Source organism: Coprobacter sp. (assembly GCF_982436375.1).
The window spans coordinates 1-21598 of sequence record NZ_CEWDCG010000025.1 but is presented as its reverse complement, the minus strand read 5'-3'; the positions used below and the strand labels follow the sequence as shown (position 1 = coordinate 21598).

Genomic DNA, 21598 nt, shown 5'->3' with positions numbered 1-21598 from the left:
AAAAAACAGAATAAAAAAAACATAAATTCATGTCAGATAAAAATTTATTTATATATTAGCACCAAAACACTCATAAATCTAATGCACATGAATAAGGAAAAGTACATCATCGAGTACAGTCTGAACAATGTATCCCCTTCTGTCCTATGGACATATGTAGGTACTGTCAACGGACTAGCAGATTGGTTTGCAGATACCGTTACTGCAGACGGAAAAGAATATACGTTCTTTTGGAATAAAATGCCTCAAACAGCTCATCAGATCGGATATCGTTCCGGAGTATTTATTCGATTTCGTTGGGATGAAGAAGATGTCGATACGAAATCATATTTTGAATTCCGCATCAATGTAATAGAATTGACAGGAGATGTTATTCTCGAAATTACCGATTATGCCTATCCTGATGAAAAACGGGATAGTATCGATTTGTGGAACAGACAAATATCTTCTCTCAGACAACGGCTGGGAGCATAAAAAGATTTAATTATACAGAATATCTGTGTCACGTGCTCTCCAGATATTCTGTATAATACGTAGCTTAATTAAAAGTATCTTTCTGCATTTTATTCATAAGTGCTTTTTCAAAGTATTTACAATAAATGGTTTTTATGAATGCTTAATATCCTAAATTCGTTTTTTTGCACTACTTTTGCGACACAAAGTTAAAAGTATGTTTCGTATCAAAAGATTATATCTCTTTATCTTACAAACATTCTTGCCCTTGTTTCTAATGACATTCTTCATTTGCTTGTTTATTATTCTTATGCAATTTTTATGGAGATATGTCGATGAACTGGTCGGGAAAGGAATAGAGATGCCTGTACTTGCCGAGTTATTCTTTTATGCAGCAGTGTCTATGGTACCGATGTCACTCCCGTTAGCATTACTGCTGGCATCTTTAATGACTTTCGGAAATTTAGGTGAACGACTCGAATTGTTGGCAATAAAAGCTGCCGGAGTATCGCTTCTACATGTCATGCGTCCTTTAGTCATAGTAGTTGCCTTGATAGCTATTGGAGCTTTCTTTTTTCAAAATGACATACTTCCGAAAGCTCAGGTAAAAATGTACACTCTACTCTACTCGATACGGCAAAAGTCTCCTGAGTTGGACATTCCTGAAGGTGTTTTTTACGATCAGATCAACGGCTATAACCTTTATGTCAAAGAAAAAGACAGAAAAACCGGGATGATGAGAGATATGATGATTTATGATTTATCAGGTGGTTTCGATAACGCAATGGTCATTCTGGCCGATTCAGGAAAACTCAAATTGACCGAAGATAAACAATACTTATTCCTTACCCTATACAGCGGCGAATCTTTTGAAAATCTGAAAAGTCAAAGAACAGCTGTAAATAGCGTTCCTTATCGGCGTGAAACTTTTTCGACAAAAGAAATCCTAATACCATTTGATGCCGGATTTAACCGTATGGATGACGGAGTAATGCAAAATCAATACATTGGTAAAGACATGCACGAATTGCGAACTTCTATCGACTCCATGACTTTAAGAACAGACAGTATCGGCAACAGTTTTGGAAAAGAGCTCATAAACTCCGGATATTTTACATTGTATAACAATGAACGACGAGATAGCACCTACAAAGAACGATCAGCACCCCCAACTATTAATATAGACAGTATATACGCATCAGCATCTCTACAACAAAGAGAATCAATGCTGAACCGAGCTGTTTCAAGAGCCGAAACCGTACGCCAAGACTACGAATACAAAAGTATACTTTCTGATGGAGACCAACGAATCATACGTCGTCACGAAATGGAAATGCACAAAAAATTCACTCTGTCTTTTGCATGCCTGATTTTTTTCTTTATCGGAGCTCCTTTAGGTGCAATCATCCGGAAAGGCGGGTTGGGAACTCCGGTTGTTGTATCGGTATTATTATTTATATTTTACTACATCATAGACAACTCCGGATATAAAATGGCGAGAGATGGCCGTTGGGAAGTATGGGAGGGCATGTGGCTAAGTTCTGCAGTATTATTACCATTAGGCATTTTCCTCACCTATAAAGCCGTCAACGATGCAGATGTTTTCAATAAAGACCTTTATATAAACTTCATTTATAAACTGATCGGTAAAAAAGAAACCCGCCATATTACTATGAAAGAAGTAATAATAGATGAAGTCGATATAAATGAAGCAGAAAAACGAATAGAACAAATAGGCATTCTCTGTGACCGAATGCAAAAAAATACTGGTAAGAAACGACAATCTTACTATCAGTACTGGACGCAAGGTTATGATAAGCATTTACTCCGTTCTCTAAAAACAGAAGTTGACAATTGGGTAGAATATGCTCAAAATACTCGATCTCAAATATTAATAAGTAAACTGATAAATTATCCGGTTCTTCGCATGCTGCTACTATACCAGCCATGTCGAATACGATGGATAGGAATTGTCATGACTGTTTTATTTCCTATATCCATACCTATATATCTGGTCGGTTGCTGGGAACAACACCGATTAAGGCAAGAATTACAAACTATACAAAAAACAAATCAAGAAGTTCTTGCTATTATCCGAGAAACAGAGCAAAAATCCGAAATTCAATAATTTAAGAATTTCCTTTTTTCGAATTTACCCATTCCGGTGTCTGTTCATCCGGAATATTAAATACAAAGATTATGAATGAAATAAAACTAAACACGATAGAAGAAGCGATAGAAGATTTTCGGGAGGGAAAATTTATTATCGTTGTCGATGATGAAGACCGGGAAAATGAAGGAGATTTCATCATTGCAGCAGAAAAAATAACTCCGGAAAAAGTTAATTTCATGCTCACACATGGACGTGGGGTATTATGTGCCCCGATAACAGAAGAGCGGTGTGAAGAGTTAGATCTGAACATGCAGGTTGCAAACAATACATCGATACACGAAACCCCTTTTACCATAACGGTCGATAAATTAGGAGGCGGATGCACAACAGGTGTTTCTATGTTCGACCGAGCTGAAACAATCCGGGCATTAGCCGATCCGAAAACAAAACCGTCAGATTTAGGACGTCCGGGACATGTAAACCCTCTTCGTGCCCGCTCCAGAGGAGTATTGCGCAGATCCGGACATACCGAGGCTGCCGTAGACTTAGCTCGTTTGGCAGGTTTGTATCCGGCAGGGGCATTGATAGAGATCATTAATGAAGACGGGACAATGGCTCGTCTCCCTCAATTAATGGAAGTCTCCCGAAAATTCGGCATCAAGATCATCTGTATCAAAGACCTCATCGCCTATCGTTTAAAAGAAGAATCGATTGTCGAAAAAGGCGTAGAAGTAAATATGCCTACGGCATACGGACATTTCAGATTAATCCCGTTCAGACAAGTTTCCAACGGACTCGAACACATCGCCCTTATAAAAGGAGAATGGGAACCGGACGAGCCAATATTAGTACGAGTCCATTCGTCCTGCATGACAGGAGATATATTCGGTTCAAAACGGTGCGAATGTGGAGAACAATTGCACAAAGCGATGGAAATGATCGAAAAAGAAGGAAAAGGTGTCATCGTATACATGAATCAAGAAGGTAGAGGTATAGGTCTTATGAATAAAATGAAAGCTTATAAACTACAAGAAGAAGGTTTAGATACGGTAGATGCTAACCTTCATCTCGGATTCAAAGCCGATGAACGGGATTATGGCGTAGGGGCTAATATACTTCGCGAATTAGGAGTCCGTAAAATGAAATTAATGACCAACAATCCTATAAAACGCATCGGATTAAAAGGTTATGGACTGGAGATCGTGGAGAATGTACCGATCGAAGTAGAACCGAACCCATATAACATGTTCTATATGAAGACAAAAAAAGAACGTATGGGACACGATCTGCATAAAATAAAATAAAATCACTAAAAATCATATATCAACGGCGGCATCCATAAAAAACAGATGTCGCCGTTGATATTTCTTTATCGGAAAATTTAAACAGGCTAACATTTTCCCTCTTTATTATTTTGAGAGATCAAAGATCTTTTTTTATTTTGTTAAACATTCCGAGATAAAATATGTCTTTTTATGAATAAAGTTTTTCGATTCAAACCTCAAAAGAGACTCAGCTTACTCAACCCTGAGCGAAAAACCAAAGGACAACTAACCTTGTTCTTCGGAATGTGTATGGGTATAGGGAAAACCCACTTGATGCTACAAGAAGGCATCCATTTGATAAAAGACGGTTTCGATGTCGTTCTGGCAAATTATAACTCGCACGGAAACAAAGAGATAGAACGGTTAGCGGCACAAATAGAGCAAATTCCACTAAAAAAGAACGGAGAAATAAATCTCGACTATATAATCAAACGCGATCCTCAAATTGTTCTGATAGATGAAATGGCCCATCAAAATCCCAATGGCAGCCGACATAAACATCGACATCAAGATATAGAGGAACTGCTTGACGACGGAATACACGTATATACGACTCTAAGTGTACTGCAATTAGAAAGCAAAGCCTATTCTGTTCAGGAAAATACCGAATATTACACTACATGTACCGTTCCGGATATTCTATTCGAGCTGGCAGAAAAGGTGCATTATATAGATGCGTCTCCCCAAGAAATAGCAAAACGATTTCTCGACAAAAGTATTTATCTCGACCAACATTTAGGAGAGCATTATCGAAAAGCATTTTTTTCGATCAAGAACCTGCATCTGTTACAACGCCTTTGCAAACAAATGATGGCATTCCGCCGAAATGAAAAACAACGCCAGTACCTTTATGAGCACCATATGCAAGAAGACACTATTACCGGAGTAAAATTATTGATCTCCATTAATGAAAGTCCGCATATGGAAAGTTTTATCCGAAGATCAAAAAATCTATCCTACACCTTAGGGGTTCCTCTCTATGCCGTATATTTCGACTCTACAGGACAACTGACAAATAAAGAACAAGAACAACTCAATAAAAACATCAGCATGGCCTACCGATTAGGTGTATTTGTTATCCGGTCAACAGGTGAGAACTGGGTATCGAGCATGCTGGATGTAATCCGTATCGAAAAAATTACACATTTAATTTTCGAGAGACTTCCGAACGAAAAATATATAAAGCGAATTTTCAGACGAAGCGAACTGGATCGTCTTATCTCTAAATGTAAGAATCTCGATATTTACATTCTTTCGAACGAGAGTATTCTTGAGCGGAAAAAGAAATTTTTCCAAATCAATACATCGGGGTTCAAAACCTCGATCTGGAATTATATAAAATCGGCGACAATAACATTATCTGCAGTAGCCATACTGAGTCCCTTTATCGGAATGGTAAGTGAAGTATCATCCGGATACATATTCCTTATTATTCTTGCATTACAGTCTATCTATTTCTCAACCGGACCGATTCTTTTATCGGCTTTACTGAGTGCAGGAGTATATGATATATTCTTTACTATCCCTTACGGCACACCATCCCTTTCCTCTCCTGACGACTGGCTACAATTTTTTATGTTCCTTGCTATCCCGTTTATCAATATCATGCTGGCTACCCGATTAAGGAAACAAGAACAGCAAAGCCGAAAAAGAGAACGGATATCAAACACCATGTTTAATTTTTCAAAACACCTTAGTACCGCCAGCGGAATTAACTCGATTCTCGAAATATCAGCAAAAGCTATCAACGATAGCTTCAAACTAAAATGTGCATTTATCTTGAAAAACAATAAAGGAGGATTAAGCAATTCTACCTCGCCTCACAGTAATTTCACACTTACCAGCAATGAGTTTAAAGTTGCACAATGGGTTTTTGACAAGGGGAAACAAGCTGGTAAGTCAACAGAAAATTATATGCATGAAGAACGCACATTCTATCCGCTCAACAGCCTTAAAATGAAAATGGGAGTCGTCGTTCTCGAATTTAAAAAATTATTCGATGCCGAAGAAGAGCTACTGTGGCTTACGTTGAAAAGGCAAATCTCAAATGCACTTGAACGGGAATATTTGAACGATATGGCCAGACAAGCCTCTATATTAAGCGAATCAGACCGATTGTATAAGACTCTTTTCAACTCTATATCTCATGAATTACGTATTCCGGTAACCTCGATTCTTTCTGCTTCTGAAACCTTGAAAGAGATAGAACAAGGTATCAGCAAGGATATAGGTGAAGAAATTTATATGGCTGCCCAAAGACTACACCGGCTTATCGAGAATCTGCTCAGTATGTCGAGATTAGATTCCGGCAGGCTTTCTCCTCGTTTCGACTGGTACGATGTACATGATCTTGTAAATTCGGTAACCGGGTTACTCAAAAACGAACTAAAAGAATATGATCTTTCTATAAATATTCCGGACGATATGCCTTTGGTACACATCGATTTCGGACTCATCGAACAGGTGTTGTACAATTTATTATACAATATCACAGTATATGTCCCGTCTCATACATTGATCGAATTAGATTTCCAGCACGACGGAACAAATTTCTGCATATCTATTACCGACTACGGGAAAGGATTTGCAGACAAAGATTTACCCTACATCTTCAACAAATTCTACCGGGGTGAATCGGGAATTACAGGAGGATCGGGTCTCGGATTATCCATTGTCAAAGGATACATAGATATCCACAAAGGTCAGGTAGAAGCCAGTAATGTTACCGGAAAAGGAGCAAATATTTTCATCCGTATTCCCAGTATGTTACCTTTGATAGAAAATTTTTGATTTTTACTAATACATATAACATGAACAATAACAGTATCCTGATTATAGACGATGAAGTACAGATACGACGCTTATTGAGCATTACTTTGGAAATGAGCAAATATAAAGTATTGGTTGCCTCTAATGCCAAAGAAGGATTAATGGCCGCCGCCATGCATTCTCCGACATTGATTATTCTCGATCTCGGATTACCAGATGAAGACGGACAATCTGTTCTGCGAAAACTACGAGAGTGGTATAAAAATCCCATTATCATTTTATCTGCACGCACGCATGAAGAAGAGATTGTAAAAGCCCTTGACTCTGGAGCGAATGATTATCTGACCAAACCGTTTCATAATGGCGAGTTATTAGCCCGCATCCGGTCGGCAATACGTTCTATTCGGGAAGAAAAAGACCAATCGGCAATTCTCTCATTCGGCGATTTAACCATAGATATGCTAAACCATTGCGTAAAAAAGAAAAACGAAATTATAAAATTGACAAGTACTGAATTTTCGATATTGTCTCTAATGGCACAAAATGCAGGGAAAGTCCTTACTCATCAATATTTGCTAAAAGAAGTATGGGGCGTAGCCTATCAGAGCCAACCTCAATATTTACGAGTATTTATAGCTCAATTAAGAAAAAAGATCGAAAACGATCCTTCTTTCCCGGCATTTATTCTTACAGAATCAGGAATAGGGTATCGCTTCAGTGAACAGACAGAGAAATAAACAATTCCTTATAAACCTCTGTTTCCAATCACGGTCAATAACAAACAATATATACAGTTTTATCATGGAAGTTATCAAAATATATCCGGAAAACCCGAATCCAAAAGAAATAAACAAAGTGGTTAATGTCCTCAAAGAAGGAGGACTGATAGTATATCCGACAGACACTGTATATGCGATCGGATGTGACGCTCTTAATGTTCGTGCCGTTGAACGAATATGCCGCCTAAAAGGCATTAATCCTCAAAAAGTCAATCTATCGATCATTTGCTATGATCTCAGCAATATCAGTCAATACGCTAAAGTAAACAACGAACATTTCAAATTGATGAAAAAAAATCTACCGGGTCCGTTTACATTCATACTGCCTACTCACTCCAATCTTCCAAAGATTTACAAAAACCGTAAAACAGTGGGAATTCGTGTCCCTGACAATTCTATAATTCGGGAAATCGTACATCAGTTGGAAAATCCGGTACTAACAACTTCAATACGTGATGAAGACGAGATTCTGGAATATACTACTGATCCCGAACTCATTGCAGAAAAATATGAAAATGACGTCGATATTGTCATCAATGGGGGATATGGAGGTATAGAGGCTTCTACTATTGTCGATTGTAGCGAAGACGATGCATTCATCGTCCGTGAAGGGAAAGGAAAATTGATTTGGTAACCCAATAATACTTAACCTTTAAATTCTGTTTAAAGTCTCCGATAAAATAATCCGGACAAATACTTAATCCTTCTTTGAATTTTCTTTCGTCAGATAAGCTGCCATCATACTCACAAAAACAGAAAAATATTCTCAAAAACAAAAGACTTCGATTGACATCGAAGCCTTTTGTATAAGAAGTTTTTCAGATCCGAAGCCGGAAGTCAATTCACTATTCTTCATAAGGTGTCTAAGAGTAAATAAAATAACATGCTTTGATGGATTCACATCCTAAAACAATTACTTTTCCAAAACCTCAGACCTGAAAAACTATATTGTAATTATAATTTATGTGCATCTCTATGCTTATGTCACTAATATGTTCTTTTCAGAACATATTTTATTATTATCATCGCAAAAATAGTCATTTTATATGATGAAATAAAATTTAATACTAAATATTTTTTACATCATAGATCAACACCCGTAGCTATCAATTTATTTTTCAATGGATTAGAATACATTTCAAGCATCCTTTCAAGAAGAAATGCCTCATCCTTCTGCGGTAAATCGATCTTATCTAACTGTTTCTGCATATAATCCATAAAACGACGTTTCTCTTCTGTGGAATAATTTCTTGAAAAACGATCTGTATGGTACAACTCGTCATAAGCGACATAATTACCCGAATAAATCATGTAATTTGAATGAATTGCTTTATCAATAATACGGGTTATACAATGCAACACATCCGATTTTTCACAACAGTCTTCCAATTTTTCTAATTCTCCGTTAATAACCGGCGATAAATGAAAATGAATATGCCCCTTATAACCGGATATTCCCGTTTCCATACTGAAAAGATCATCCTGAGGTTGTTTCTTGTAATCAGGATTATCCCGTTTCATCTGATACTCTTTTGCTTTTAAATAGTCACAAGGATCATATTCATAAGATATAGAAACCGGAACAATATTCAACCCCATAATGTTCGTACGCATATCGCTTCCACCCCCGAGATTCAGCATTTTGATAACGCTTTCCTGCGTTTGGTCCTCAGAATTTTTAGAACGTCCCTCACGTTGGGCAATCCATAAAGATTGATGTTTTATCTTAATTGCGAAATTAATATAATTAGATAACCGGCGAGAAACCTCAAGCATGCGTCGGCGAGGTACATTACGGTTTACGATAACGCTTTTATTTACCCGTACCAAATCTGAAATCCACGGATACACCAATAAATTATCCCCGATCGCCACTTCACTGGTTTCAAATCCGTGAGCATCGAGCATCATATTCAGGAAAGAGGCATCTAAAACTATATCCCGATGATTTGACATATAGGTATAATTACCTGACGGAGACAAATTTTCAAGTCCGCTCGCATCCACTCCTGAAGTAGAGCGTCTCGCCAAATCGTTTAATACAGGAATAGCCAATCGTTTTTGAAATTCTCTTTTAGTAGTACATTCTTCCATTTGGCGACAGAATGCATCCACATCCGGAACAACGAATTTTAAAGCATGCCGAAACTTTTCTTCTTTTGTGAGCGACCTGATAATGTCAGGAATCTCCTCGTCATAAAAAGGACGTATCTCGTCAAAATCAAATAGTTGTCTCATAACTTTATCATTTTACAGATCATAACAGAGCTCTTCATAAGAATCGTTATCTTCACAACATTTCATCTTCAATAATCTCCGACAAAACCTGTTTCATCTCCATTCCGGCAGCTTTTACCTGCTGAGGGATAAAGCTGGTCTCGGTCATACCCGGAGTCGTATTTACTTCTAACAAATAGGGTTCTTTGCCCACGATAATATAATCGACACGGATAATACCTTTGCACCCCAATATATCATAAATAAAAGATGTCCGTTCCTGTACCTTAGCTGTCATTTCCTCAGATAAGCGGGCAGGAGTGATCTCTTCTACTTTGGAAGCCGTATATTTGGCTTCATAATCAAAGAACTCGTTTTTACTCACGACTTCGGTAACCGGGAGTACGACATCCCGTTTCCGGGTTTTATAACAGCCGCAAGTGATTTCCGTCCCTGCCATAAAAGCTTCGATAATAACTTCTTTCCCTTCATCAAAAGCTTTCTTTATAGCCGGCTGTATTTCTTCTTCAATCTTTACTTTCGTAGCTCCGCAACTCGATCCACCTACATTAGGTTTTATAAAGCAAGGTAAACCAATCTGCTCTACGATCTCCCGGTCAGAAACAGTCTGCCCGTTTCGCAATACGATAGAATGCGCAATAGGAATACCGAACGCATGCAGATAGCGATTACACACAAACTTATTGAATGTCATAGCCGAAACCAAAGTATCACAAGTTGAATAAGGCAAACCTATCATATCTAAGTAGCCTTGTAAACGCCCGTCTTCACCGGGAGTCCCATGTATCGTAATATAAACGAAATCAAAATGACGAATCCGTCCACCTTCGACAAAACTAAAATCATTTTTATCTATTTCAGAAGTTTCTCCGTCAGGCAACTCAACAAACCATTCGTCACGAGTCAATTTCACGATATATATGTCGTAACGGTCTTTATCCATAAAAGAATAAATCCCTTGCGCACTTCTCAACGAGACCGGAAACTCCGAAGAATATCCACCGGCTACAATAGCAATTCTACGCTTATCCATGTTTATAGCAATAAATATACTTAAAATATTTTATATAATGTCTTTATTCAACCAATTTCTCTATTCTGCATGTATGAACGCCATTTTTCGATCAACAAGCTCATATCCTCCGGTATCTCCGAATCAAAAAACATCTCTTTTCCCGTAATCGGATGTACAAAACCCAAAGTTTTGGCATGTAAGGCATGACGGGGACAAATATCAAAACAATTTTGAACGAACTGTTTATATTTGGCAAAAGTCGTTCCCTTGAGTACCTCATTTCCTCCATACCGAGCATCATTAAACAAGGTATGACCGATATATTTCATATGCACCCGTATCTGGTGCGTACGCCCGGTTTCCAAACGACATTCTACAAGAGAAACATATCCCAAACGCTCGAGAGTCGTATAATGAGTTACGGCATGCTTACCATAATCGCCCTCAGGAAACACGGTCATTTGCAAACGATCTTTCAAACTACGACCTATATTTCCTTCGATCCGACCTTCGTTCTCCTCCATTCTTCCCCATACCAATGCAACATACTTCCGTTTTGTCGTTTTATTAAAAAATTGCAATCCCAAATTCGTTTTCGCTTCGGGAGTTTTAGCGATCACCAACAGACCCGAAGTATCTTTATCGATACGATGCACCAATCCTAAACGAGGATCGGAGACATCGAATAAAGGATCATTTCTGAAATAATATGCTAATGCATTGACCAATGTTCCTGAATAATTGCCATGTCCCGGATGCACGACAAGACCTGCCGGCTTATTCACAACCAGCACCTCTTTATCTTCATATACAATATTAAGGGGAATATTTTCCGGTATGATTTCCGATTCATAACGAGGTCTGTCCATCACTACCGAAACAACATCCAACGGTTTTACTCGATAATTAGACTTTACCGGATTCCCGTTTACCAATATACAATTAGCTTCGGCAGCTTGTTGAATTCGGTTTCTCGATGCATTCTCGATGCGAGCTACCAAAAATTTATCGACCCGTAGCAAATTCTGACCTTTATCCGCAACAAACTTAAAATGCTCATACAGAGCCGGAATTTCTTCATCCCCCGTCTCCAGTTCTTCACAGTCGGTCTCTATGTCCGTGAGCTTCTCATCCATTATTCCATCCACTCCTCTCCCACAGAATCTTCACTCATAATAATAGAGTCTTCTATAATTTCCGCCGTCCCATTTCCAACGAATAACTTCAATCGGGAAGATACGGGCAATTTCAATCCTTTCTCTACTGATACTCCATTATAAACGACATCCAACACAAGATCTTTATATTCCGAAGCTACATATTCGATCTCCGGTTGCGAAAGACCTATCCCTTCAAGAATAGCAACAGCCTGGCGATATGACATATCTCGAACATCCGGTACTGTAACTTTTCTGGGAAGATTAGAGTTTATCGTCAGAAAAACAATCCTATTTTCTTTTACAGAAGAATTTTCCCGAGGTATTTGTTCTACAACTGCGCCCCGAGGAATATTGTCAACATACACCGAGTCGATGACTTCACTACGCAATCTATAGCGAGAGAGAAGAGCTTTTGCATCTTCAGCCTGCATACGTTTGACATCGGGAACCGTTACCGACTCCCCATGTCGGGTGTAAATATCCAAACCATGCAACACGATCCAAACCAATGCCACAAAAACCAATCCGATAAAAATCAGATGTTTAAGAATCGGATGATTTTTAAAAAACAGAATGATTTTTTTCACTGCTTTTCAATTATACATATTAGAATTGGCAAAGATAGATATTTTGATCGGTTTTCCAATCAAGCTAATTTATTTTAATAATCATACATCAAAACCTCCACGAAACAAAGAATTCCCGATTCATAACTTAAAAAATCTAATATGGTTGATTTTTGCTTCTAAAACGTTTACCTTTGCGAGCAATATTCTCCCGATGGAGAATAAAAAAATATTCTAATCTGAAAATACTTTTTCAAATATGAAAAAAGGATCTGTCATATGGATTGTAGCATGCGCTATTCTTGTTGTCATTTTGGTAATCGCTGCATATTTTATTTACTCACAAAAGAAAGAGATGGAAGATTTCAAAACGCAAGTTGAAATCGAAAACGAACGGAAAGAACTTGAAAAAGAATATGCCGACCTCGCATTCCAGTATGACCAATATGAAGGTGGAAAAATATTATTGAACAACGACTCTTTAGTACAAAAGTTGGATGCCGAAAAAATGAAAGTCCAACGTCTGCTCGAAGAACTTCGTACCGTCAAAGCTACTGATGCCGCACGCATCAATGAACTGAAAAAAGAATTGGCTACATTACGAAGCGTAATGCGTAACTACATCATACAAATCGACTCCCTCAACTCCCTCAACAAAAAGCTGATGGAAGAAAACAAATCTGTCACCAGTAAATATCAGGCTGTAGCTCAAACTGCTTCTCAATTGCAAAAAGATAAAGAACAGCTCAGTCACAAAGTTACGTTAGCATCAAAATTGGATGCAGTCGGAATCACGGTTACACCGATCAATAAAAGAGGCAAGGAAACCAACAAAATCAGTAAAATCGAACAAATAAAGGTATGTTTTACCATTGCCAAAAACGTAACGGCCGAAGTCGGTGAAAAATATATTTATCTCCGGATTATGAAACCAGACGGGGATATTCTGGTAAAAAGTCGGGCAGATTTATTTCACTACGAAGATAAAGAAATCAACTTCTCTACTCGCAAACTTATAGAATATGACGGAGAAGAAATGAATTTGTGCCTCTATTGGAATGTCGAAGAATTCTTATATCCGGGGGATTATCGGGTCGATATCTTTGCCGACAATTATATGATCGGAAGCAAGTCATTTAGCTTAGAAAAATAACAATAGATCAACAAAATATTGTAGAACTGTCTGTTGCCGAAATATGAATCATATTTCGGCAACAATTTTTTGCTTCCCCTTTTATTAAAAAAGAATAAAAACAGAAAACTAACCGAAAGAAAATCTTGTTATGTTAATATTCACAGTTTATCTTTGTCGATAAACAAAGATAGAGCTGTGAAGTCTCTATTTTTTTAACGTAGAAAGATTGTCTATGCAATAATTGCATATTTAAGAATATAATGCGAGATTTGAGAAATAATATCTAAACAACGAACAGAATGAAAAAATTAATTGTCCTCTGTTTACTCATCATTGGCGGAAGTAATGCTATCGCACAACAGGTTTTTACCCTTGACTCGTGCCGGAATATGGCAATAAACAATAACAAACAGATACGTATTGCCAACGAAAAAATAAAAGCAGCCGGTTATGAAAAGAAATCGGCATTTGCAAATTATTTGCCCGGATTCGATGCAGTAGGCGGTTACATGTATAATTCAAAAGAAATCTCTCTATTAAGCGATAAACAAAAAGAGCAATTATCAAATGCAGGGACAAATACATTAGCTCCTATAATGCAACAAATAATAGCTCAACATCCCGAACTCGGCCCGCAACTTCAACAATTGGGTGCTGGCATAATAAACTCGGTAAACGGAGCAGGACAATCTTTAGTAAATGCTCTGCGTACCAATACGACCAATATGTTCGGGGGGGCAATTACGCTTACCCAACCTATTTATATGGGCGGAAAAATAAGGGCCTACAATCAAATCACCAAATATGCAGAAGAACTGGCAAAAACTCAGAAGAGCACAGCAGTAAAAGACCTTGTATTCCAAACGGACGAAATCTATTGGCAAGTGGTATCGTTGGTATATAAAAAGAAACTGGCCGAGAGTTATGCCGATCTTTTAGATTCTTTATACCAAAATGTCGAAGCAATGATAGCTGAGGGGGTTGCAACTCAATCTGACGGGCTGACTGTTGCAGTAAAACAAAACGAAGCACAAATCACTTTAACAAAAGTTTCTGACGGACTCAGCCTCTCTAAAATGCTTTTGGCACAAATTTGCGGATTACCGATAAACATGCCTTATACTTTAGCTGACGAAATAGAAGAGTTACATGAAGAAAACCTTCCAACTCCGACAAACCCCATCAACATGGATGAAGTATATGCCAACCGCAGTGAAATACAGAGCCTCACATTAGCGACCGAAATTTATAAACAAAAACAAAAAGTCGCGCTTTCCGCCATGTTGCCTAACCTTGCGTTGACAGGCAGTTACATGTTCTCCAATCCGAATGTTTTCAACAGTTTCGAAAAGAGAGTAGACGGATTTTTCAATGTAGGTGTAATGCTTAAAATTCCGGTTTTTCATTGGGGAAAAGATTTTTATAAAGTAAAAGCGGCTAAAACAGAAAGAAATATCGCTCTTTTGAATTTAGAAGAAGCTAAAGAAAAAATCGAATTACAAGTCAATCAGGCTACGTTTAAAGTAAACGAAGCAAATAAAAAACTGATTATGACACGCAAAAATATGGAAAAAGCAGAAGAAAACCTTCGTAACGCCCAAATCGGATTCGAAGAGGGAGTTCTTACGACCGATAATGTACTGGAAGCTCAGACTGCCTGGTTACAAGCCCAGTCAGAAAAAATAGATGCCGAAATAGACGTCCGCTTATGCGAAGTTTATTTGTCTAAGGCTATGGGATTAATGAAATAAAATAGGAAACGTAAAAAAACAAACGACAATGGATACTCCTCAAAGAAAAAAAGAAAAAAGTCTGATCATCGGATTAGTCGGACTCATTATCGTGATCATCATTCTCGCAATGATCGGATTCTTCATGTTGAAACCGGGTGACGAAACCATACAAGGACAAGCAGAAGCGACCCAAGTACGGGTATCGGGAAAACTTCCGGGACGTATTGTCGAATTTATGGTGGAGGACGGACAAAGCGTACATAAAGGCGATACTCTTGTCCGCATCTTTTCATCCGATGCCGAAGCTAAACTCATGCAGGCTTCTGCTATGGAGAATGTATATAAGGCCCAAAACCAAAAAGTAGATAAAGGAGCACGCATAGAAGTAATAAACTCAGCTTATGATATGTGGCAAAAAGCAATAGCCGGACTCGATATTGCAAAAAAATCATACGACCGGATGCAGGCTCTTTTCAAAAAAGGCGTGATTTCTGCCCAAAAACGCGATGAAGCCGAAGCAAACTATAACGCAATGAAAGCCACCGAAAGCGCGGCAAAATCTCAATATGAAATGGCAAAAAAAGGTGCGCAAATCGAAGATAAAGAGGCCGCGGCAGCAATGTTGCTGGCAGCAAAAGGAAGCGTGGCTCAAGTCGAATCGGTATTGGCAGACTCATACCTGACAGCTCCGATCGACGGAGAAATATCCGACATATTCCCTAACGAAGGCGAGCTGGTAGGTACTGGAGCTCCGATTATGAATGTTCTGAATCTGAATGACATGTGGGTTACATTCAACGTAAGAGAAGAACTCCTGCAGAACCTGACTATGGGAAAAGAAATACCGGCAATAATTCCGGCTTTAGGAAACAAAGAAATCACTTTGAAAATTTACTATATAAAAGATTTAGGCACTTATGCTGTATGGAGAGCGACAAAAGTAAGCGGACAATATGACGCCAAAACGTTCCAGATCAAAGCTCGTCCGACAGCTCCGGTAGAAAACCTGCGTCCGGGAATGTCTGTCTTGCTGAAAAAATAATTAGTTACATCCGAGTCCGCCATCTTTAACGGACTCTCAATACAAAAATTACATGCCAGAAAAAAAATCGGTTACAAAAATTCTTTGGGCAGTCATCATAAGAGAATTGCACCGGCTGGTTTCCAGACCGATATACATTTTCTGTATAATAATAGCACCTCTCATCAGCTATCTTTTTCTGTTAACTCTTATGAACGAAGGATTACCGGAAGAGATTCCTACCGCCGTCGTCGATCTCGACCATTCTGCAGCATCGAGAAATTTTATCCGGCAACTCGATGCAATGAGTCTGACACAAGTTACAGAGCAACCCAACAGCTTTACAGAAGCTCGAAAATCGCTGCAAAAGGGAGAAATATACGGGTTCTTAGTGATACCGGAAAGTTTCGAAGCAAAAGCTATGGCCGGCCGCAGACCGGAAATATCGTTTTACACCAATAACGCATACTACATACCTGCGTCTTTGTTATATAAGAATTTCAAAACGATGTCGGTACTTGCCTCCGGGGCTATCGTACAGCAAACCTTACTCGCCCACGGAGAATACGGATATGAAATTATGCCCCAATTACAACCTGTGCCTACGGCAGTACATGAATTAGGTAACCCTTGGATAAGTTATTCTGTCTATTTGAATAATACATTTATTCCGGGAATGCTGCAAATAATGATATTATTGACAACCGTATTCAGCATCGGGACAGAAATCAAACACGGAACATCCAGAGAATGGTTAGCTCGATCACACAACTCGGTCGTATTGGCTATTACAGGGAAATTACTTCCGCAAACCGTTCTGTTTTTTATCATGGGAGCATTACTGCAATCTATGCTCTACGGATACTGGCATTTCCCATTACACAACGGAATCTGGCCGATGCTGGCGGCAATGTTCTTGTTGGTTCTTGCAAGCCAAAGCTTCGGCGTTATCATGATGAGTATAGCACCATCGTTAAGAATAGGGTTGAGTATAGCCGCATTATTCGGAATCATTTCTATTTCGATTACCGGATTTTCATTCCCCGTGCCTGCCATGTATCCGCCATTTCAGTTATTGTCGAACATATTCCCGCTACGACATTATTTCCTGATATACGCAGATCAAGCGTTGAACGGCATACCGTTATATTACAGCCGAATGCATTATCTGTATTTGTTCCTTTTTGCCATAGCTTCTTTACCGTTACTGAAACGACTCAAAACCGCTTTGCAAAATCAAGTATATGTTCCTTAGCAATAAGCAGGATAAAAAAGTATTAAAGATGAAACTACAAATATTCGAATCGATAAAAACCGGAATGCTGGATATCTGCTATATCTGGAGAAAAGAATATGTAACGGTATTCCGGGATTTCGGAGCATTGATTTTTTTCTTTGCCCTGCCATTTGCATATCCGATATTATATGCTCTTATTTATAATCCTGAAGTCGTACGGGATGTTCCGATGGTTGTAGTAGATAACGCCCGCACTCCGTTAAGTCGTGAATTATGTAGGAACATGGATGCAAGCCCGAATGCAAAGATCGTATCTTATTGCGCTAATATGGATGAAGCAAAAAAAATAATGTATGAAAAGAACTGTTACGGCATTATGCTCATTCCGGAGGATTTCAGCAAAAAACTTATGCGAGGAGAGCAAAGTCCGGTTATTTTTTACTCAGATATGAGTATATTACTTAACTACAAAGGATTTCTGATCGCTTTGACAGAAGTGACGATGGACTTAGGGTCAAAACTACAAGTCGCCGCATTAGGTGGAGCGACCCCCGAACAAGCTAAAATGGCGATGTCTCCTATTCCATACAGTTCTATAACTCTCTATAACCCCGAAAGCGGTTTCGCATCGTTTCTTATTCCGGCAGTCTTGATATTGGTTTTGCAACAAAGTCTTATTTTAGGAATCGGACTTTTAGCAGGGGGAATATACGAACACAAGAAATTGCATAGATATTATTCCAACCGGGAAATGATGCATAACAATATCATGCATATTGTTTTTGGAAAAGCGATATGTTATTATAGCCTTTACATTGTCTCCACAATGTATATATTACACGTAGTACCTTGGCTATTCAAATATCCTCAGATAGGAAACCAATGGGAAATATACGCGTTCATCGCACCATTTTTATTATCGTCCATATTTTTCGGAATGACACTCTCTATATTTGTAAGAGAACGGGAGACATCGTTCCTACTGTTTGTTTTTACTTCATTGCTGTTTCTCTTTATTTCAGGTATTACATGGCCACGTTATGCAATGCCCGAAATCTGGAAAATAATAGGAGCTATCATACCTTCAACATGGGGAATCGAAGGCTTCGTCCGCATGAATACTACAGGAGCTAGCATCAGTGACGTACATGATGCATTCATTAATCTGTGGATACTTACCGGAATCTATTTTATAACAGCATGTCTGGCATACAGATATCAAATATGGAAAGATAAAAAAAGAGGTTTCAGAGGAAAGATAGAAGAAAACTATCAAATATAAGAGGCTGTCTAAATCCGAAATAGATCAAAAAGATTACACACTTTATATGAAAAATGCCCCTAATATCGAGGGGCATTTTTCATATAACAAATAAAAAGCGAACAGTTTATTTGATGCGACGAGGTTTAACCCCCTCAAACGTTATTTTAACAGGAAGAATATATCCGTCCTTATCAAAATACATCCGGTCGATACACGTTTCTCTATGATTCTGATTGGTATCACCTAAAGGTCTGCGATGATAAACGATATACCATTCGTCTTTCCCGGGAATCTGAATCACCGAATGATGTCCGGCTCCGGTTGCTACATTATCATCCTGTTGCAATATTTTACCGATACGTTTGAAAGGACCAAAAGGAGAATCGGAAATAGCATAAGCCACGCTATAATCAGAGCCACCCCAGCTACCTTCAGACCACATAAAATAATATTTGCCGTTTCGCTTCAACATAAAAGGCCCTTCTACATAATTTTCAGGAGTAACCGATTTATATAAAGTACCGTCATCAAACGGAACAATGCTCAACAAATCATCACTCAACTTTACCATATTGCAATGATGCCAGCCTCCGTAATACATATAATAAGAGCCGTCATCATCACGGAATACGAACTGATCGATAGGTTGTGCGCCATTCACGATTTTATCGATCAGCGGTTTTCCTAAAGCATCTTTGAAAGGTCCCTCCGGACGATCGGCAACTGCTACACCTATACCACCGTATTGGTCATTATTCTGAATATCATTAGCCCCGAAAAAAAGATAATATTTCCCGTTTGCCGAAATTACCGACGGAGCCCACAAAGCAAACTCAAGCCACTTTATATTCTCAATCGAAAGGACTTTCGGATGCTTAGTCCAGTGAACAAGATCTTTAGACGAAAATGCGTCCATATATGTCTGCACATTGTAAATTTGATGCACAGCCCGAGTTTTTTTGCCCGTATCCGGATCTTTTCCATCAGCAGTTACCAGTCCGGACAATGTAGGATATATCCAATATTCATCTCCATACACAATAGCTTCAGGATCGGCATACCATCCGGGCAAAATAGGATTTCCGCTCGTTTTTTTCTTCTTTTGAGGAAAAGCCAATGCCGACACACAGCAAAAAAGAAATAAAAAGAAAATTTTTTTTGTAACCATAATTTAACCCGATAAAACAAAAAACGCCCTTAACGGGCGTTCTTTGTAATTAAATAAATTTTTATTTTACAGACAATTTATAAGTAGCTACATTACCCTTCGCATCGGCAACTTTTACCAAATAAATACCTTTTGCCATAGACAAAGTACTCAATCCGGCAGCCACCTTAGTTTGAGAAATATTCTGTCCTGCGAAATTATACACATCAACAGTCAACGACTCAGTAGCAGACTCGATGCAAACAGCATTTGTCATGCCCCAAACTTTTACACCTTCAATTGTTGCCGTAGAGATAGAAGAAGGATCATAGTCGGTATCCAAATATACACCATGGATATTCGCACCGGCATCGGTCCTAAATACCATATACAAATCATGCACACCTTCTACTTTTGATGTCATAGTTCCGGCAGTTTTCTTCGGAGTAGCCCAGTTACTTGTACCCTGAGCCTGTACTGTTGCCAATTTCGTATCATTTTCCAATACCGATAGATCGCTATAATCATCATGATCCAAGTCGATATAGAAATCGAACGTACTGCTTCCCAAAGACGCCTGGTCTGAAGAATGATCTACCAAAATACGAGTAAATTGTCCATTTTGGAAATCAACGTCAACAAATTTCAAAACCACACCATAAGAAGTATAACCGATATTAGAAGCCTCAAATTTCAGATCATCTGAACCGTATGCCATAAATTCAACGGTGTTCTCAATACCTCCCATTGCATCAAAATGCATGCCATAAGCGTTATCAGTAAGAGGTTCGTCTATCAACTCTATCTTTTCAGGCTCATCATCTTCTACTTCCCAAGGAGTTCCTTCGATCAATTGAATTTCTTTCAAGTTTGTAGCACCGGTCCATTTTACATAAAGATCATGCACGCCGCTGATATTTTTCTCCAAATTTTTTGCCAATGTACCGTAAACAGTCCAATACCAATCACGAGCCGTCCATATTCTAGCAATCATGTTATCTTCACTGTCCGTGCCATCAATATAAATTTCGAGGAAACCATCCGGATTTGTAGATCCTCCATGAGTAGAAACCACAGCTATCTGTTGATATGTATTTCCATCTTTAAAATCTATAGACGGGAATTTAACGATCAATCCTTCTCCTGTCCAACCCCAAGCTCCCTCATCGTTCAGCTTCGCATCGGGAAACTCTTCCGGATTGACGACACTTCCGAGTCCTGCACTTATTTTTTGACAACTATAGGTCGGGTCCGGCATTTCTCCTTGTTCTTCTTCAGTAAATTCATTGTTATAAAACACGATCTTTTTCAGATTACCTTCACAATTATTATAGCGCATATATACTTGATGCTTTCCGGTAGGCCAGGTAAAACCGTCAGTACCTTCAGGATAAAAATTATAACGGAAAGTACGATAATACTGAAAAGCATTCGTACCTTTAACATCGATTTGTGTAAACAATAAACCTCCGTTATCCGGATCTCCCATGTAGAAATCTAATGTACCTTCCGTATTCGGATTTTCATGTGCAAATTCCGCACCGTTAGCAACATAAGTCGTTCCGTCTCCAAAATCGATTACACCCAAACAGATGGTTGTTCCGGGCATTGTATTTCCCAAACACTTGTTTACAATATCAAAA

17 protein-coding genes are annotated in these 21598 nt (G+C 38.6%); 11 read left to right on the top strand and 6 right to left on the bottom strand.

Going from position 1 to position 21598, the window contains the following annotated elements; translation table 11 throughout:
* Positions 1-87 precede the first annotated feature (87 nt).
* The 6 genes from AC1WHX_RS02800 (at position 88) to AC1WHX_RS02775 (ending at position 8073) form a co-directional block, all read left to right on the top strand.
* Positions 88-474 carry an START-like domain-containing protein gene (locus AC1WHX_RS02800; RefSeq protein ID WP_009319680.1) on the top strand — a complete coding sequence of 129 codons (387 nt, stop codon included), beginning with the start codon at positions 88-90 and terminating at the stop codon, positions 472-474.
* Between the two features lie 196 nt (positions 475-670).
* Positions 671-2581: an LptF/LptG family permease gene (locus AC1WHX_RS02795; RefSeq protein ID WP_031258403.1), complete on the top strand. Its 1911-nt coding sequence runs from the start codon at positions 671-673 to the stop codon at positions 2579-2581.
* A 71-nt stretch (positions 2582-2652) separates the two neighbouring features.
* Positions 2653-3870, top strand: coding sequence for a bifunctional 3,4-dihydroxy-2-butanone-4-phosphate synthase/GTP cyclohydrolase II (locus tag AC1WHX_RS02790; protein ID WP_122337267.1), 1218 nt, complete (start codon positions 2653-2655; stop codon positions 3868-3870).
* Between the two features lie 171 nt (positions 3871-4041).
* Complete coding sequence (locus AC1WHX_RS02785; RefSeq protein WP_122337268.1) at positions 4042-6681, top strand: ATP-binding protein; 2640 nt, start codon at positions 4042-4044, stop codon at positions 6679-6681.
* Positions 6682-6701: 20 nt separating this feature from the next.
* Complete coding sequence (locus AC1WHX_RS02780; protein ID WP_022390837.1) at positions 6702-7397, top strand: response regulator; 696 nt, start codon at positions 6702-6704, stop codon at positions 7395-7397.
* Between the two features lie 64 nt (positions 7398-7461).
* A complete protein-coding gene (locus AC1WHX_RS02775) occupies positions 7462-8073 on the top strand; it encodes an L-threonylcarbamoyladenylate synthase (protein ID WP_009319685.1) in 612 nt (203 codons plus the stop codon).
* Positions 8074-8522: 449 nt separating this feature from the next.
* Here AC1WHX_RS02775 and AC1WHX_RS02770 read toward each other — a convergent pair whose 3' ends face one another.
* Genes AC1WHX_RS02770 through AC1WHX_RS02755 form a run of 4 tightly spaced genes read right to left on the bottom strand, consistent with a single transcriptional unit; the run spans position 8523 to position 12439 of the window.
* A complete protein-coding gene (locus AC1WHX_RS02770) occupies positions 8523-9677 on the bottom strand; it encodes a 1-acyl-sn-glycerol-3-phosphate acyltransferase (protein WP_122337269.1) in 1155 nt (384 codons plus the stop codon).
* 52 nt (positions 9678-9729) lie between these two features.
* Complete coding sequence (locus AC1WHX_RS02765; RefSeq protein WP_022390835.1) at positions 9730-10710, bottom strand: D-alanine--D-alanine ligase; 981 nt, start codon at positions 10708-10710, stop codon at positions 9730-9732.
* A 47-nt stretch (positions 10711-10757) separates the two neighbouring features.
* On the bottom strand, positions 10758-11828 hold the full coding sequence (locus tag AC1WHX_RS02760; RefSeq protein WP_122337270.1) for an RluA family pseudouridine synthase: 1071 nt from the start codon (positions 11826-11828) through the stop codon (positions 10758-10760).
* Positions 11828-12439, bottom strand: a complete 612-nt coding sequence (locus AC1WHX_RS02755) for a PASTA domain-containing protein (protein WP_122337271.1) — start codon at positions 12437-12439, stop codon at positions 11828-11830. Before AC1WHX_RS02755 ends, AC1WHX_RS02760 begins: the two co-directional genes overlap by 1 nt.
* Before the next feature lie 238 nt (positions 12440-12677).
* Between AC1WHX_RS02755 and AC1WHX_RS02750 the strand changes: the two genes are divergently transcribed.
* The 5 genes from AC1WHX_RS02750 to AC1WHX_RS02730 all read left to right on the top strand — a co-directional run bounded on the left by AC1WHX_RS02750 (position 12678) and on the right by AC1WHX_RS02730 (position 18826).
* On the top strand, positions 12678-13571 hold the full coding sequence (locus AC1WHX_RS02750; RefSeq protein WP_009318906.1) for a coiled-coil domain-containing protein: 894 nt from the start codon (positions 12678-12680) through the stop codon (positions 13569-13571).
* A 281-nt stretch (positions 13572-13852) separates the two neighbouring features.
* Complete coding sequence (locus tag AC1WHX_RS02745; RefSeq protein ID WP_302544580.1) at positions 13853-15304, top strand: TolC family protein; 1452 nt, start codon at positions 13853-13855, stop codon at positions 15302-15304.
* 28 nt (positions 15305-15332) lie between these two features.
* The gene (locus tag AC1WHX_RS02740; RefSeq protein ID WP_022390832.1) at positions 15333-16328 is read left to right on the top strand and encodes an HlyD family secretion protein; all 996 of its coding nucleotides are present in this window, start codon (positions 15333-15335) and stop codon (positions 16326-16328) included.
* 52 nt (positions 16329-16380) lie between these two features.
* Entirely contained in the window at positions 16381-17562 is a 1182-nt protein-coding gene (locus tag AC1WHX_RS02735) for an ABC transporter permease (protein WP_022600761.1), read from the top strand.
* Between the two features lie 28 nt (positions 17563-17590).
* Complete coding sequence (locus AC1WHX_RS02730) at positions 17591-18826, top strand: ABC transporter permease (RefSeq protein ID WP_278584314.1); 1236 nt, start codon at positions 17591-17593, stop codon at positions 18824-18826.
* A 106-nt stretch (positions 18827-18932) separates the two neighbouring features.
* On the opposite strand, the gene AC1WHX_RS02725 is transcribed toward AC1WHX_RS02730, so the two are convergent.
* Positions 18933-19976: a glycoside hydrolase family 43 protein gene (locus AC1WHX_RS02725; protein WP_278584317.1), complete on the bottom strand. Its 1044-nt coding sequence runs from the start codon at positions 19974-19976 to the stop codon at positions 18933-18935.
* A gap of 61 nt (positions 19977-20037) precedes the next feature.
* Positions 20038-21598: T9SS type A sorting domain-containing protein (locus tag AC1WHX_RS02720; protein WP_481228843.1), on the bottom strand; the 1561-nt coding region annotated here is incomplete at its 5' end.

Bases quoted from the DNA above. Each gene is read 5' to 3' on its own strand.
- AC1WHX_RS02770 (WP_122337269.1), bottom strand. From the start codon at position 9,677: ATGAGACAACTATTTGATTTTGACGAGATACGTCCTTTTTATGACGAG.
- AC1WHX_RS02740 (WP_022390832.1), top strand. From the start codon at position 15,333: ATGGATACTCCTCAAAGAAAAAAAGAAAAAAGTCTGATCATCGGATTA.
- AC1WHX_RS02725 (WP_278584317.1), bottom strand. From the start codon at position 19,976: ATGGTTACAAAAAAAATTTTCTTTTTATTTCTTTTTTGCTGTGTGTCG.
- AC1WHX_RS02780 (WP_022390837.1), top strand. From the start codon at position 6,702: ATGAACAATAACAGTATCCTGATTATAGACGATGAAGTACAGATACGA.
- AC1WHX_RS02785 (WP_122337268.1), top strand. From the start codon at position 4,042: ATGAATAAAGTTTTTCGATTCAAACCTCAAAAGAGACTCAGCTTACTC.
- AC1WHX_RS02775 (WP_009319685.1), top strand. From the start codon at position 7,462: ATGGAAGTTATCAAAATATATCCGGAAAACCCGAATCCAAAAGAAATA.
- AC1WHX_RS02790 (WP_122337267.1), top strand. From the start codon at position 2,653: ATGAATGAAATAAAACTAAACACGATAGAAGAAGCGATAGAAGATTTT.
- AC1WHX_RS02760 (WP_122337270.1), bottom strand. From the start codon at position 11,828: ATGGATGAGAAGCTCACGGACATAGAGACCGACTGTGAAGAACTGGAG.
- AC1WHX_RS02745 (WP_302544580.1), top strand. From the start codon at position 13,853: ATGAAAAAATTAATTGTCCTCTGTTTACTCATCATTGGCGGAAGTAAT.
- AC1WHX_RS02750 (WP_009318906.1), top strand. From the start codon at position 12,678: ATGAAAAAAGGATCTGTCATATGGATTGTAGCATGCGCTATTCTTGTT.
- AC1WHX_RS02735 (WP_022600761.1), top strand. From the start codon at position 16,381: ATGCCAGAAAAAAAATCGGTTACAAAAATTCTTTGGGCAGTCATCATA.
- AC1WHX_RS02730 (WP_278584314.1), top strand. From the start codon at position 17,591: ATGAAACTACAAATATTCGAATCGATAAAAACCGGAATGCTGGATATC.
- AC1WHX_RS02800 (WP_009319680.1), top strand. From the start codon at position 88: ATGAATAAGGAAAAGTACATCATCGAGTACAGTCTGAACAATGTATCC.
- AC1WHX_RS02765 (WP_022390835.1), bottom strand. From the start codon at position 10,710: ATGGATAAGCGTAGAATTGCTATTGTAGCCGGTGGATATTCTTCGGAG.
- AC1WHX_RS02795 (WP_031258403.1), top strand. From the start codon at position 671: ATGTTTCGTATCAAAAGATTATATCTCTTTATCTTACAAACATTCTTG.